The following is a 15,253-nucleotide window of genomic DNA, read 5'->3' on the forward strand; positions in this document are numbered from 1 at the left end:
TAGCATGCTGTGCATCTGTGTCCCGTATTTGCCAGTAAAAGTTAAGGTCATCCGTGAAATTTTTTCTATCTCTTTTTACCCTGTTCAGTATTTTCTGCACTACCCTAACCAATGCCGCTTTACTCAATATTGCACCTGAAAGTGTTGAAGCCGCAGCATGGACTATTGTAGATACTCAATCGGGTCAAATCATTGCTGAGCATAATAGTCATGTGCAACGCGCACCAGCATCTTTAACCAAAATGATGGTTGCTTATATTGCCTTAAAAGAGATTAAAGCTGGAAAGCTGAAAAAAGATGAAATCATTACTGCAACACCTGTAGTTAGTGTAGTGCAATGGGATGAATCTCAAATGTATCTCAAAGCTGGCGAACAGATCTCGGTTGATCAGCTATTAGCTGGTTTAATTGTGATGTCTGCTAATGATGCAGCTGTGACTTTAGCTGAAAAAATTTCTGGTGATGTTCCGCACTTTGTACAACGTATGAATCAAGAAGCTCAGGCTTTGGGTATGAAAGACACCCATTTTAGTAATCCTCCCGGAATTACAATGCCTGACCATTACACAACAGCACATGATCTTAGCTTATTGGGTCAGGCTTTAATTAAACAAACTCCTGAATATTTGCATTATTCAAAAATGCCAAGCTTTAGCTACAATCAACGCTTTCACCATGCGACTAACCTTGCATTGAAATATGACCCATCTGTTGACGGCTTAAAAACTGGTTACACTAAAGCAGCGGGTTATAATTTGGCATTAACAGCTTCACGTCCTTCATTTTCATCTGACTTAGCTCAAAGACGTTTATTGGTGATCGTTTTAGGTACACCAAGTGCGGTTAAACGTGCAGAAATTGCAGATAAGTTAATGAATCTTGCTTATGCTTATACACGCGATGAAGTCATCATTCCTCAGCAAAAACTCATTGCTGAGCTCCCTGTTATAAAATCAACGCTTAAAATGTTTAAGGTTGAAACTAAACAACCAACGATTGTGACCACCTCTTTATATGCTGAACCGACCCCAATTGATCTCAACACCTTTGATAATGTGACTCAGCGCGTTCAAGTACTTGATAACAACCTGCAACCAAATGTTATTGCTCCGTTAGAAAATACTCAAACACGTGTAAATATTGAATTAAATGAAAAGCAATTAACTGCACCATTAACAAAAGTGATGAGTTTGGCGACAGTATCTATTTATCAAAACAACCAGCTTATTCGTAGTCTTCAAATTGAAGATAACGTACGTATTGAAGAAGCTAATATTTTCCAAAAAATCATAATGTGGTTTTCTAGCCTCTTCTCTATTTTTTCATCAAGTGAACACAGCGCAGCAAAACTCTACCCTGTAGATTCGCATTAAAAACATCAAATTGTGCACAGAGGCACAATAAATTTTACATATAAAAGATGGCATAATTCAGCCATCTTTTTTTTATAGAAAAATAATTAGGTGATAAAAATGGCCCAAGAATTACATCATATTGTTATCGTTGGTGGTGGAGCTGGCGGTTTAGAACTGGCTACTCAACTCGGCGAAACCTATGGAAAAAATAATAAGGCTAAAATTACATTAGTTGATCAAAATCTTACTCATATCTGGAAACCCCTGCTTCATGAAATTGCAGCAGGTTCTTTAAATCCGCATGAAGAACAGACTAACTATTTTGCTCATGCAGAAAAACATCACTATGAGTTTGTGTTAGGAACATTAGTTGGAGTTAATAAAGATAAAAAATTCATTGATTTAATTCCGCCGCAGGTTTCTAAAGAACAAAATACCAATATTCAGCAATTGAGTTACGACACGCTTATTTTAGCGCTTGGTTCTGTGTCAAATGACTTTAATACAGCAGGCGTGCGTGAAAACTGCCATTTCCTCGACAGTCGTAAACAGGCTGATGTCTTCCAGCAAGATTTATTGCATCTATACATTGAAGCTCAAAACCAACCTGATCAACGTACGTTAAATATCGGGATTGTTGGAGCTGGTGCAACAGGTGTAGAACTTGCTGCCGAACTCATTGAAACGACTAAAAACTTTTATCGATATGGTTTAAAAAAGATTCATCCCAACCAAGTTAAAATTACCCTAATTGAGGCTTCTGAGCGCATTTTACCTGCTCTAAGTGAAAAAACGGCTGAGCATAGTGCAAAACAGCTCAAAAAAATGGGCATTGAAGTTTTAACAAAACATCGCGTTGAAAAAATTGATGAGCATTCCATCTATTTTGGTAATGGTGATCAATTAAAAAGTGATATTACCGTCTGGGCTGCTGGTGTAAAAGCACCAAAAGTTTTAGAAAGCTTTACTGATTTTGAACGCGACAATATTAACCGCCTGATGGTCTACGCAACATTACAAACCTATTCCGACCCAAATGTATTTGCTTTTGGTGATTGTGCCCGTTGCCAACTTGATGCAAGACATCCTCCACTTGGCCCGCGTGCTCAAGTTGCAAGCCAACAAGCGAGCTTTTTAGTCGATGCTATGGCTGCTCGACTTAATGGCCGATCACAACCCATGTTTACCTTTAACGACAAAGGTTCGCTTGTGTCTTTAAGCCGTAATAAAGCCGTTGGAGAATTACTTGGCGATGTAAGTGTGCAAGGATATATTGCCAAAACAATGTACGTATCTTTATATCGTTTACATCAAGCAACGATTCACGGGTACACCCAGGCTGGACTACTCACAATGAAAGATTTACTTACAAGACGTGTACGTCCAAAAATTAAACTATATTGAGTTGAATTTTTTAAGTTCATCCCTATTTAGATAAAAACGCATTATATAAAAGTGTTAAAGATTCAAATTTTGTAGTCTACAAAATTTATTTTTCACTTTATGATGTACGCTTTAATTGATTGAATGGATCAAAAACATGACTGCTATTGCAAATAACCACGTGGTTTCATTCCACTACAAATTAACAAACGCTGAGGGTGAAACACTTGATCAATCTCAAGGTGAACCACTTGCCTATTTGCACGGTGCAGGCAATATCATTCCTGGTTTAGAAAATGCATTAACAGGTAAAACTGTTGGTGAAAAATTTACTGTTAACGTACCAGCAGCTGAAGGTTATGGCGAATATAACCCAGATCTAGTTCAAGAAGTTCCAGCTCAAATGTTCCAAGGTGTTGAGAACATTCAACCTGGTATGCAATTCCAAGCGCAAACAGACGACGGCGTACAGATCGTAACTGTTAAAGCGGTTGAAGGCGACAACATTGTTGTTGATGCTAACTTCCCACTTGCTGGTCAAGATTTAACTTTTGAAGTTGAAATCGTAGAAATCCGTGAAGCTTCTGAAGAAGAATTAGATCACGGTCACGTACACGGTGCGGGTGGTCATCACCACTAATGCATCTGTAAAGATGATAAGAGCAAAGCTTCGGCTTTGCTTTTTTTATGTCTTTATTTTATATAATATCTTGATAACAAAAATCTAACTCACTCAACTTTATAAAGGTATCTTTCATGTCAAGCGTAAATCAGCTTATTTGGTTTCGTCAGGATTTGAGAGTTCGGGATCATGCTGCATTATGGCATGCCTGCCAACAAGGCCCTTCGATTGGGTTAATTATTTTGTCGCCTGAACAATGGAAAATACATCACGATGCGCCTATAAAAATTAATTTCTATTTACGCCAGCTTCAACAACTCAAAAAAGAATTAGAACAGCTTAATATTCCACTTATCATTCAAGTCATTCCCTACTGGAAAGATATTGCAGACTATATTTCTAAGCTCGCTCAACAACTCAATATCGAAAATGTTTACTCAAATATAGAAGTAGGTGTGAATGAGTTGAAAAGAGATAAAATTGTACAACAAGCTTTAAATCAACAGAGTAAAGAGCTTTTTTTATTTCATGACCGCACGATTTTCCCTTTACGTTCCATTCGTAATCAGTCACGGCAACCGTATCAAGTTTTCAGTGCATTCAAAAAAGCTTGTTACTCGAAACTAGATATAAGTGGCTTGCCCCAGTGCTATCCAATTCCTGAGAAACAAAATACCTATCCAGAGTCTTATTCAACTATAAAAAGTTTAGATCTAGAAGATATTGAAGCTTTTTTTGACTCATCAATTTCGAAAGAGCAACAAGACTTATGGCCTTTCGGAGAAGATTTTGCTCTGGAGCAGCTCGATTTATTTATTGAAGATCATTTATCTACTTATAAATTAGAACGTGATTTTCCAAATTTAAAAGGTACTAGCCAACTTTCTCCTTATTTAAATCTTGGAATTTTATCTATTCGCCAATGTTTACAGGCTCTCTTTCGTGCTGAACATGGCAACTTTCATCTGTCAAACGAGGGCCAGCAAACATGGTTAGATGAATTACTTTGGCGCGAATTCTATCAACATATTTTATTTGATTTCCCGCATGTCTCTAAGCACTTTCCTTTTAAGCAAAATACTCAAAATATTAAGTGGGAAAATAATCAAGAGCATTTGGTCGCATGGCAAAATGGCCAAACAGGCATACCGATTATTGATGCGGGCATGCGCCAGCTACAAAAAACAGGATGGATGCATAATCGTGTCCGCATGATTACCGCTATGTTTTTGTGTAAAAACCTACTCATCGATTGGCGAGTTGGTGAACAATGGTTTATGGAACACTTAATCGATGGTGATTTAGCTGCGAATAATGGTGGCTGGCAATGGTGTGCATCCACAGGAACTGATGCTGTACCCTATTTCAGAATTTTTAACCCTATTGCTCAATCTAAGAAATTTGACCCAAATGGAGACTATATTCGTCAATGGGTGGATGAATTAGCTCATCTAGACAATAAAATGATTCATGAACCCTACTCAACCAAAACTAATCTTCAATTGAATTATCCAAAGCCAATTGTTGATTTAAAAGAAACGCGTATCAACGCAATTGAAACATTCAAGAATCTTTAGACGCCACTTCTGTCTTTTGTGTTTATTTTTGATTAAAAAAAAACGAGAAATTTGACTATATTGTGACTTTACTCTAAAAATGATTATAAAGGGATTTATAAAAGGACAAACACAACAATAAATTCAAAAAACATCACAGTTCATTAGAAAAGTATAAAAATTAACATTACAAAAAAAGGTAGCCAGAGCTCGCATGCAACAAAAGAACCCAGGTAGAACACTCGTCTTATGGATTATTGCAGCTCATCTATTTATGGGTATGGTGGCATATGAGTGGTTGCCTGTGAGTTTTAGAGGAAGCTGGATTTTTATCCTCATTCTTTTAATTTGTGGTGCTTTTTTAGAAGTTGGTGCCTCTTTAATTGTTGGTTTACTCGCTTTTATAGGTGTTGCAGTATATTTTCTACTCGACTTAGGTGCACAGACACACATTGAACGTCAGCTTCTTTTACTTTTTATTATTCCCCTGATTCCGCTTTTTCTTAGTGCTGTACGCCACAATATTGAAATTAATGTCCAAAAATACCGTGATATTCAAAGTTATGACCGTAACTATCGTCGTGATATTTTCCCACTTAGCGCACTAAAGTATTTTCAACGTAGCTTCTTTAAACTTCTCGATCATCATCACATACAAGACTATGAAGTTTTTGAAATTAGAGTTCTCAATCGAAGCTTAATCAAAGAAATGTTAGGTGATGATGTATGGAAAACCACTCAAAATGACATGATCAAAATTTTGAGCCAGCATCAGCCTCAAGAAATTATTTTCCAATTTGCCGATGATGATCTAGAAACGATATACAGCATTGTTCTTCGTAAGAACAAAACGGAAGAAGAACCTGACTTTATTAAAAAATTAAAAGAAATTATGACCTTACGGCTTGATGTAAAATATAAAATTATTCAGATTCCGCCTGAAGAGGAGATTACTTAATGTCTAATCTTCTTAATATTTGTGGAATTATTATTGCCTCTAGTCAATATCCAGATGGCACTTTACAACAATTCTATCGTCAATATTATCATTGTGAAATTAAATCTGAACAAACAAAAACCGAAGTTCAAAGTGTTAATGATCTTTCCATGTTTTTCCCATATCAAGACACATGGTGGCCTATTTTTACAATTGACCAAATCAATTCAGATAGTTTTCAAAGGCTTATTCATAAAGGGATAAAGCCCGGCATCATATTACCGGATGAAGTTTTTAGCTTTTCTCATTATTTCTTATTAAAAGAAGCAGTCAGCCAAGGTGCTATTCCCATTGCACATTTTAAATCGGAACAACCCCAATATTTTGCGGCCAAAGCTACATTTTCGACTGCTATTGGTTTACGGCCTATGGCTGCTTTTGTTTCGACAGGTTGGGATGAAAACTTAATTTCACAAACTGCCGGCAGCTATATTGTTCAATTTAATCCACCGGAACTTCCTCTGCCCTCTAGAGAGATCAAACAAAAGCAGCACTTATTTTATTCAGCTAAAAGTTTTAATGGTCATATTTCAGGTTATGAAATTATTATCAATCCTCCTGCTGATTTACCAACCACAAATATTCGATACCCTCAACTCGGAATATCATGGCGATTTAATCATATCAATTATATAAGTACGCCCGAACATGTAAAAACTAGTTTTATTGGATACATCTTTATTGCTTTAAGCACAGTCGTAGTACCACTCGATTTGATTTTAACCAGTACCTATCCTGACCTTCTTGGTACCTTCGGCAGCTATATTTCATGGATCTCCTTGGTAATCGGAGTGATTTTATTGTTATTGCTGATCTCGTCTATTATTAGGAGGGTTAAATCAAATGGCTCCCATTGATATTCTCTTCCTATTTGGTTTTTTGGGAATCTGGATTCCACAAGCATTTTGGGCTTGGTTAAGTTATCAAGCTTGGAAATATTCAAAAACAGCAGAAAAAGAGTTGCAGAACCTTCCTGTGCCAGATAGATGGCCTGTTTTGAGTGTTTTGATTCCTGCCTATAATGAAGGCGTAGTGATTGAAGATACGTTACATGCAATCGCTCAGCAGGATTATCCAGCCGAAGCATATGAAGTTTTGCTCATTAATGATGGTTCTAAAGATAACACCCTAGAAATTGCCGAAAATCTAGCGCAGATTTATCCTTGCATAAAAATTGTCAATGTTCCTAAAGGAATGGGAGGCAAAGGTAAATCTAGAACGCTTAATAATGGCTTACCCCATGCCAAAGGTGAACTCATTGTTGTTTATGATGCAGATAGTACACCTGAGCCTGATTGTGTACGTCTCTTAGCTCAAACGCTAATTGCCGATAAAAAATTAGTGGCTGTAAATGGCAAAGTCAGGACTCGTAATTGGCAAGATAGTATTTTGACTCGCTTTATTGCCATTGAGTTCATCTTTTTCCAATGGATATTTCAAGGCGGCCGCTGGCAACGTTTCCAACTATCGACATTGATGGGTACCAACTATGTCATTTGGCGTGATGCATTAGAAACCTTAGGTGGTTTTGATGAGAAATCATTGGTCGATGACACTGAAATGAGCTTCCGGATTTTTATCGGCCAAAAACGAATTAAATGGGTACCCTACGCAATTGGTTGGCAGCAAGATCCACCATCTTTGAGTGTATTTATTAAACAGCGCTCACGTTGGACTCAAGGTAATTTTTATGTGACTCGTAAATATTTACCTGTAGCGTTAAGAACACCTTTTCCTATCGGAATTGAAATTCTGAATAACATTATGTGCTACGTACTTTTCGTACCCGCATTACTCTGGAGTCATATTACTTTAGCCCTTGGGTTACTCGGTATTGCAGGTATCTCAGTTCCTGGTCCGTTCACATTATTGTGGGGCCTCTCGTTTTGCCTGTACGTTGCACAAATGTGGTTTACCTTATCTTTAGAAAGGGCCAAACCAGAACTCTATTTTTACTCTGTTTTATCTTATGTAACTTACTCACAAATATTTCTATTTATTGTATTTAAAGCGGCATATGACATGCTTAAAAATAAAATACAGGGCAACTCCCTTCAATGGTACAAAACGGAACGTAGCAAGGAGAAAAAATAAATGAAAAAGACTTTTGATCTTTACAAAACAGCTCAAGTGCTCCTTGCCAGCACCAGTCTTATGCTCGCCATGTCTGCTCATGCGTACACATGGAAACTCGACGATATTAGTACCTCCACTAAATATACGGTCGAGCCCCATTTTTTCTATATTGGAAAAGGTGCTCAGTGGCAAAACATTCAGTTTTCAAGTGATTATTCCACTGAAAGTGATACAACTTTACTGGTAAAATATGATGATAAACTCATTTATAACACTACGCTGAGCGGGGACGGTCAATTCAAATTTGATATCCCAGCAAGTCAGAGTGGCTTTCATCGTTTAGATTTTATTATTCAACAATATGCAAAACCCACCACTCTGAATCAAACTAAGGATTCTTTTTGTTCTGAAGATATTGATCACTTAACTTATTTAAGTAATTCTCAACTCGATTTTACGCCTATTCGTAATGAATACCGTTTAAAAGACTTACCAGATGCTTTAGCTAATCCACAAGCGAGACGGCCTACTCCATTTGTTGGTATTTTAAAATATAACCGTAAAGAGATTGTAGAAGCTTCCATGCTGGCTAGATTAGCAAGTTCATGGACCTCAATAACGCCAATTGAATGGGTTGATTCAGGTCAAACCAACTTAAACCCTGAAACAAATTTTATTATTGAAGTGATTCGCTCAGCTACGCCACTCAAAGGGGGAGCATTAGTACAAATTGCAAAACCAGCAGATGGCGTAGCCACTCTTTCAATTACTTATCACACACCTGAAGAACTCACTGCTGCCATAAATGGATTAATTAATCCTTCTTATGTACAGCAACTTAATACAGGAAGTGCAATTTTCCCAACGACTATTTCAAACCCAGCGTGGGCTCAATTTAAAAAAATCGAGACTCTTGCAGACTTAGGAATTGATGATTTTAGATTGAACCACGCTGAAAAAAACTTATTTCTTGACTTCCCATCGGTATGGCAACCAACCGATATTTTACAAGGACAAATTGCACTTCGTATTCAAAGTGGTCTACTACAAGGTTCGAATATTACAGCTTGGATTGATGGCGGGTTAGCGGGAAGTATGAAAACAGCTGACCTTGCTTCAGACCCTGTAAATCGACAATTCAATATTTTTGCAAAAGCTATTTCAAATACAACCAATTTTAGTTTAAAGCTTGAGAATTCGGTCATTGCTAATTCTCAGTGTCTACCGAATGCTCATGGTTCACTCTGGATTGATACGGCGAAATCTACTTTAAAACTACCGCATAAACTCAAAAATGGAGTAGCTGCAATTTCCATGACTTTAGCAACTACTCCCACCATTGCGATTGATGATCAGTCTGGTGCTTTAAATATTGCTATTATTTTGGGCCAAGTTGCTAAAAAAATGTTGTTAACAGACGCCCCTATTCCCCTGAACCTTGTACGTTACTCACCTAATGCACCTCAATCAATAAATGTTCGGGTCAATAAAGATATTTATAAACAGCAAGTGTTAATGCATCAAGATATTATTTATGCACCTGCTGCAGTTAATGGTTTTATTGTCAGTTATAACAATAACCGTTTTGATGTGATTACCGACTCAGAAGGTGGCGCGCAAAGCTTCATGCATCTTTGGGAAAAAATACAGCATAAAATTCCAAATAACGTGACAAAAATGTTGGTTTCAGAAAATGGAAATATTTATGTTTTACAAAAACTCATTGTCGGAAATCAAAAAGCACCTTTAGTACAACAATCCTCTTTCTTCTTATTAGTTGTGATTATCTCTGCAATTATGATAATAATTATCTTTTTGTGGTACTGGTTAAGACGGAATAATGAAAAAACAGATACCAATTAAAATAACTACTTTTATTATTTTAATAATATGTAGTGTCATGGCTGGCGCGGGGTTGTTTAGACATCAAGAACAAGCCCCGCATATTGAGGGTATTTTCTGGCAACCCGATAATGACACTACCCCACCAAAAGGGAACTGGCACTATTTAGGTGTTAATACTTTTGTGCCCCAATGGTCTGTGGTTGAGTCTAAATCATGGTGGAAAGAATCAAATCTTCCACAATGGGAAAAAGCCATTAACTTAGAAAAAATTAAACAAGAGCCATGGGCTAAAAATCTGATATTAGGCCTAGCAGGTGAATATAATGAACCTAATGCACGAGCAAACGTCATTGAGTTAGGTGAAAAATCTGCCCAAATTATCCAAGAACAAAAGAGCCCTCCTAAAGGATATTACTTTCCTGTCGAAGCAGATCCAACGTGGTTAAGAGTAAGTGCTTTAGGTCAGGTTTTGGCAAAACTTCCAGCACCTGTGTGGGTAAGCATTTATAGTGGTGAAAGTGAGCCTGAACATTATGATTTATGGGTCAAAAGCTGGTTACCCGAACATGCCGGAGTGTTTTTTCAAGATGGCGTAGGTGTAGGCGTACGATCTCCTGAACAAGCGAAAAATATTTTAAATCAACTTGAACAAAAACTTGGCAAAGATAAAGTAATTATCGTATTAGAAGCTTTTAGAATTAAAAAGAATGGAAAATTCAGGGCTGCCTATCCTTGGGAAATTATTTCCCAATTGAAAGCATATGAAGGCAAAACTGTCTATATTTTTGATGGGCCTCATTATATGAGCCGTTGGTCAGTCAATATTGTTAGCTTGTGGTATCGACTCACTTATGGTGGTATTCCTAGCACCATAAGTGAGAACAAATCGTTTAGTAAAAATTATGCAACGCCATAAGATTTAGCAATTTGGTCAAGAATACGCTGAGCCGCCAGCCCATCACCAAATGGATTTTCTACATGCGCCATTTTGTCATAATGCTGCTGATTGGTAAGTAATTTCTCAGCTTCTTCAATAATTTTTTGCTGATTTGTACCCACTAAAACTCCTGCGCCCACATCAACAACCTCAGGGCGTTCAGTTGTATCTCGCAAGATTAGAACAGGTTTATTAAACGACGGACTCTCTTCTTGTAAACCACCCGAATCCGTTAAAATAAATATCGATCTATCTATGACAGCCAATAAACTTGGGTAGTCTAACGGTTTAACGAGATGGATTTGAGCGTGGTCTTTAAACCTACCATGCACAACATCATGTACAGCCGGATTTAAATGTACCGGCCAAACAAAATGTAGCGAAGGATGCTGTTGAGCTAGATATTCAACAGCATTACAAATGTTTTGAATGCCCTCACCAAAGTTTTCACGACGATGTGCTGTAATTAAAACAACCTGATCTTCTTGCTTTAATTGAATTCCATGTTTTTCTAATTGATTTATTAACTCTGCCCTTTCAGAAATAAGTTTTCGTCCAAGGTAGACTGCATCTACAACGGTATTACCTGTTACGGTAATTAAATCTGAAGGTATCTGTTCATTTAATAAATTCTTTTTTGATTGTTCTGTTGGGGCAAAATGCCATTTTGTAATACGGGAAACTAACTGACGATTACCTTCTTCAGGAAAAGGGTGATCTAAATCATAAGAACGTAAACCTGCCTCTACATGAGCTACAGGAATTTTCATTGAAAATGCGACCAAACCAGCTGCTAGTACGGTGGTCGTATCACCTTGGATAACAATAGCATCTCTTTTTTTCCCATCAGTGTATACATGTTCAAGTTGGCTTAAACCATGTATTAATAGCTGATTAAGACTTTGTCCAGCATTCATAATTTTAAGACGATGATCAATTTCAACGTTAAAGAAATCTATCGCATCTCTTACCAATTCATCATGTTGCCCAGTAAAAATAACTTCAACCTCAAAACGCGGATCTTGTTTTGCCAATAAAATAACAGGGGCTAATTTAATTAATTCAGGTCGAGTACCAAACACAATAGATATAAAAATTTTCTTCATTCTTAGAAATCCTTATAAAAAACAAGTTCCACACGAGTATTGTTGTAATGATCTTTCGTATTTACTGGCACATCTTTAAAATAATTGCCATATAGACGTTCAACACGTAATTTTATAGGTTGATAATTAAAAGGCTGCCATGAAATGCCGGGGCCATATTCAAATAAATTATTGTAATATTCATCTTTGCTGTCGGCCAATCCATGGAGTTTTAAATATGCCTGAACAGTTCCTGTTTCACCTTTATAGACATTTAAACCTGTACGTAAGCGCAAATCGCCAATGACGTTATAATCTTCTCTCGAATAAGTTGCCACATTCCCATATAAATCACTGAAATAATTATTGAAACATAGCGCGGTATCGCAATTATTTTGTGAATTCCACTCTTGATAACCAGTAACACCACCAACTACACTTTCACGAAATTTTTTCCGATTTCTATCAATCAAGTCATAACTTCCACCAACTTCGACATAAGCTCGGACAGGAATTGAAGTCCACGGTTGATAATTTGCACCTACTCCTAGCGTTACAGCATTTTCATCAATAATTTCAGGTCGCACCCCACCTTGAGATTTAGTATCGCGGTTTAAATTAAGAAAGCCGTAGACTTGAGCCCGTCCATTGTCGATATTTTTACCGTACCGAACTTTTAAAGGAAAAATAACATCGTCATAACGTGACTCATAAGATGGTGCAAAATAAATATCACCAAAATATGGCTTAACTTCACCCCCGCTTAAATTTTTAACCGCCTGAGTTGCTTTATTAGCGATATCTGTATCTTTTGACTGAGTAAGATCTTTAAAAATCACTAAAGCTTCTTTATTTTTTTTCTGCGAATTAAGCAGATATGCTTCTTGTAGTTTCAATGTGTCATCTGTCGGCTCTAAAGCCTCCGCTTTCCTTAAACTTTGCAAAGCAGCATCTTGCTTTCCTATCCTAATTTGTAAGTAGGTTAAACTTTTCCAGACTTTAATATCTGTGGGTGTCATCTCACCAAGTTCTAGTAATATTTTTTCGGCATTCTCAGGTTGCGTTTTTTCTATTTTATAAAATTGATCCCACTTATCATAAATCGGGTTTCCGGGTTTATATTCTTGACTCACATTCTCTTGGGCAAAGGTAGTCTCAATAGTGATTAAACCCAGAGCAGGACACATCGAACCGATAACGATAAACGAACGGGTTAGAGATTTTATTGTTTTGCTATTCATTGAGACCTCTAGAGTAAAAAAGTGGATAAAACTATTCGGAAAATACAGTTAAAATTCAATCAATATAATAATTAAATTAATCAATTAACCTATTTATGTTATGCAAGCTGGCATGTTCTATCATTGATTCATTTCCTCTCTTGTTTATATTTTGTTTTAAAAGTATTTATCTGATTGTTTTTCCTATAATGACACATTTTTTAATCGTATTATTGTAAATAATCTTATAGGATAAGATAAAAATTTATAACCACCACTAGGTAAAACACATGGCTTTTCCACATCATACAGAGCATCATGCAATTCACCGTTCAGGTTGGTTAAGAGCTTCAGTATTAGGGGCTAATGATGGAATTATTTCCGTCACTAGCTTAATTATGGGCATGGCAGCAAGTGGAGCCAGCTCACACACTCTATTAATTACATGTATAGCTGGATTAATCTCAGGCGCAACCTCGATGGCTGCCGGAGAATATATTTCAGTAAAATCTCAAGAAGATATTGAAAAAGCAGATCTAGCTATTGAAGCAAAAGAACTTTCAAAACATCCTCAGAAAGAATTAGATGAATTAACTCATATTTATATTTCTAGAGGCCTATCTAAAGAGTTAGCTCAAGAAGTTGCTTTGCAGCTGACAACTCATGATGCTTTAGGTGCTCATGCTCGAGACGAAATCGGTATCCATGAAAATACCGCAGCCAATCCTATTCAAGCAGCACTTTCTTCGGCGGCTTCATTTTCATTTGGGGCATTTCTCCCAATGCTTGCCATCTTATTTAGCCCAGAACATCTAATTACACCAAGTGTACTTATTACGGGTATTGCAGCACTGGCTATCTTAGGTGCACTTTCTAGTTATTTTGCAGGTACATCTAAAATCAAAGGTAGTTTACGTATTACGTTATGGGGAATTTTAGCAATGGCTTTTGCAAGCTGGATCGGTTCTTTATTTAATGTGACTCCTTTATAAAAAATAGGTTTTAAAGGATATTAGCTAAAGTATTTAAAAACGAAATAGCCAATATTATTTGCTCTAGGTTCTGATTTCACGTTATGGTGAAGAGAAAGAAATGAGGTGAATAAAATGACCCTGTTACAACAACTTGAAATAAAACATCCTATTTTTCTTGCACCAATGGCAGGCGTATCTACGCCCGAACTTGCTGCCGAAGTTTCTAATCAAGGTGGACTCGGGTCTTTAGGATTGGGTGCAAACACGGCGCAAAGTGCCCGAGAACAAATTTTAAAAACACAAACGCTAACCGAAAATCCATTTCAGGTTAATTTTTTCTGCCATCAACCTGAACAATTGAACCCTCAAACATCGAACCAATGGATTGAATATTTACGACCACAATTCGAAAAATTCGGCGTAAAACCTCCACAAACATTAAACTGTATTTATCCAAGTTTTCTTGATAATGATGACTTTTTAAATGTGGTATTAGAAACAAAACCCAAAGCAATTAGTTTTCATTTTGGAATTCCTCATCCTCATCAAATTCAAGCGTTAAAAGATGCTGGAATTCTAACGATGGTTTCTGCAACTAATTTAGTTGAAGCACAAGCAATCGAAGCCGCCGGCATAGATATTATTATTGCTCAAGGTATTGAAGCAGGTGGCCACCGAGGAATCTTTAATAAAACTTTTGATGCAGCCATCAAAACAAGTGATTTAGTACAACTGATTGTAAAACACTGCAAACCACCTGTAGTCGCTGCTGGTGGTATTATGAATGGATCGCAAGCCAGACATATGTTGAGCTTAGGAGCCTCTGCTGTTCAACTTGGAACAGCATTTGTTCAATGCCTCACATCCAATGCATCTACTGAATACCGTAAAGCTTTATTTAATGAACCAGTAACACAAATTAGTGCAAGCCTTTCTGGTCGTCCGGCCCGCGGCCTACTCAACCACTGGCATACACAAATTGACTTACCTAATCGCCCTCCTCAACCAGAATATCCATATGCTTATGATTTAGCGAAACAGTTAAATACAATTGCAAGCAAACATCAGGACTATGGTTTTGGCGCGTTTTGGGCAGGTAGCAACGTATCGCAAATAAGAGAATTAGATGCTGCCGATCTAGTTAACCAACTAGTTGTAGAAATGCTAGATGATGACTAAAGTATAAAAAAGCCAGTCTTATGA

Annotated in this window: 13 protein-coding genes; 11 read left to right on the plus strand and 2 right to left on the minus strand. The window is 37.0% G+C overall.

Annotation, left to right across the window (positions count from 1 at the left end; translation table 11 throughout):
- Positions 1-53: 53 nt before the first annotated feature.
- The 9 genes from I5515_RS03010 (at position 54) to I5515_RS03050 (ending at position 10,750) form a co-directional block, all read left to right on the plus strand.
- A complete protein-coding gene (locus I5515_RS03010; protein ID WP_199964681.1) occupies positions 54-1,373 on the plus strand; it encodes a D-alanyl-D-alanine carboxypeptidase PBP6B in 1,320 nt (439 codons plus the stop codon).
- A gap of 99 nt (positions 1,374-1,472) precedes the next feature.
- Positions 1,473-2,759 (plus strand): NAD(P)/FAD-dependent oxidoreductase, encoded by a 1,287-nt coding sequence (locus I5515_RS03015; RefSeq protein ID WP_199964682.1) that lies wholly within the window; start codon positions 1,473-1,475, stop codon positions 2,757-2,759.
- A gap of 136 nt (positions 2,760-2,895) precedes the next feature.
- Positions 2,896-3,378, plus strand: coding sequence for an FKBP-type peptidyl-prolyl cis-trans isomerase (locus I5515_RS03020; protein ID WP_003650377.1), 483 nt, complete (start codon positions 2,896-2,898; stop codon positions 3,376-3,378).
- A 116-nt stretch (positions 3,379-3,494) separates the two neighbouring features.
- Positions 3,495-4,937: a cryptochrome/photolyase family protein gene (locus I5515_RS03025; RefSeq protein WP_199964683.1), complete on the plus strand. Its 1,443-nt coding sequence runs from the start codon at positions 3,495-3,497 to the stop codon at positions 4,935-4,937.
- A 193-nt stretch (positions 4,938-5,130) separates the two neighbouring features.
- Complete coding sequence (locus I5515_RS03030) at positions 5,131-5,874, plus strand: hypothetical protein (RefSeq protein WP_199964684.1); 744 nt, start codon at positions 5,131-5,133, stop codon at positions 5,872-5,874.
- A complete protein-coding gene (locus I5515_RS03035; protein ID WP_199964685.1) occupies positions 5,874-6,770 on the plus strand; it encodes a hypothetical protein in 897 nt (298 codons plus the stop codon). The genes I5515_RS03030 and I5515_RS03035 overlap by 1 nt, the downstream gene beginning before the upstream one ends.
- Entirely contained in the window at positions 6,757-8,007 is a 1,251-nt protein-coding gene (locus I5515_RS03040) for a glycosyltransferase family 2 protein (protein WP_199964687.1), read from the plus strand. The genes I5515_RS03035 and I5515_RS03040 overlap by 14 nt, the downstream gene beginning before the upstream one ends.
- Positions 8,008-9,852 carry a hypothetical protein gene (locus I5515_RS03045; RefSeq protein WP_199964688.1) on the plus strand — a complete coding sequence of 615 codons (1,845 nt, stop codon included), beginning with the start codon at positions 8,008-8,010 and terminating at the stop codon, positions 9,850-9,852.
- The gene (locus I5515_RS03050; RefSeq protein WP_199964689.1) at positions 9,830-10,750 is read left to right on the plus strand and encodes a hypothetical protein; all 921 of its coding nucleotides are present in this window, start codon (positions 9,830-9,832) and stop codon (positions 10,748-10,750) included. Before I5515_RS03045 ends, I5515_RS03050 begins: the two co-directional genes overlap by 23 nt.
- Here I5515_RS03050 and wecB read toward each other — a convergent pair.
- Together wecB and I5515_RS03060 are read right to left on the minus strand one after the other, a co-directional pair.
- Complete coding sequence (gene wecB, locus I5515_RS03055; RefSeq protein ID WP_199964690.1) at positions 10,735-11,877, minus strand: non-hydrolyzing UDP-N-acetylglucosamine 2-epimerase; 1,143 nt, start codon at positions 11,875-11,877, stop codon at positions 10,735-10,737. The genes I5515_RS03050 and wecB overlap by 16 nt on opposite strands.
- Before the next feature lie 2 nt (positions 11,878-11,879).
- Positions 11,880-13,097: a tetratricopeptide repeat protein gene (locus tag I5515_RS03060; RefSeq protein ID WP_199964691.1), complete on the minus strand. Its 1,218-nt coding sequence runs from the start codon at positions 13,095-13,097 to the stop codon at positions 11,880-11,882.
- A 269-nt stretch (positions 13,098-13,366) separates the two neighbouring features.
- Here I5515_RS03060 and I5515_RS03065 point away from each other — a divergent pair, with 269 nt between their 5' ends.
- Complete coding sequence (locus I5515_RS03065; RefSeq protein WP_199964692.1) at positions 13,367-14,068, plus strand: VIT family protein; 702 nt, start codon at positions 13,367-13,369, stop codon at positions 14,066-14,068.
- Positions 14,069-14,182: 114 nt separating this feature from the next.
- Complete coding sequence (locus I5515_RS03070) at positions 14,183-15,229, plus strand: NAD(P)H-dependent flavin oxidoreductase (RefSeq protein ID WP_199964693.1); 1,047 nt, start codon at positions 14,183-14,185, stop codon at positions 15,227-15,229.
- Positions 15,230-15,253 lie beyond the last annotated feature (24 nt).

It is taken from the genome of Acinetobacter calcoaceticus (genome assembly GCF_016508255.1).
Lineage (GTDB): Bacteria > Pseudomonadota > Gammaproteobacteria > Pseudomonadales > Moraxellaceae > Acinetobacter > Acinetobacter calcoaceticus_E.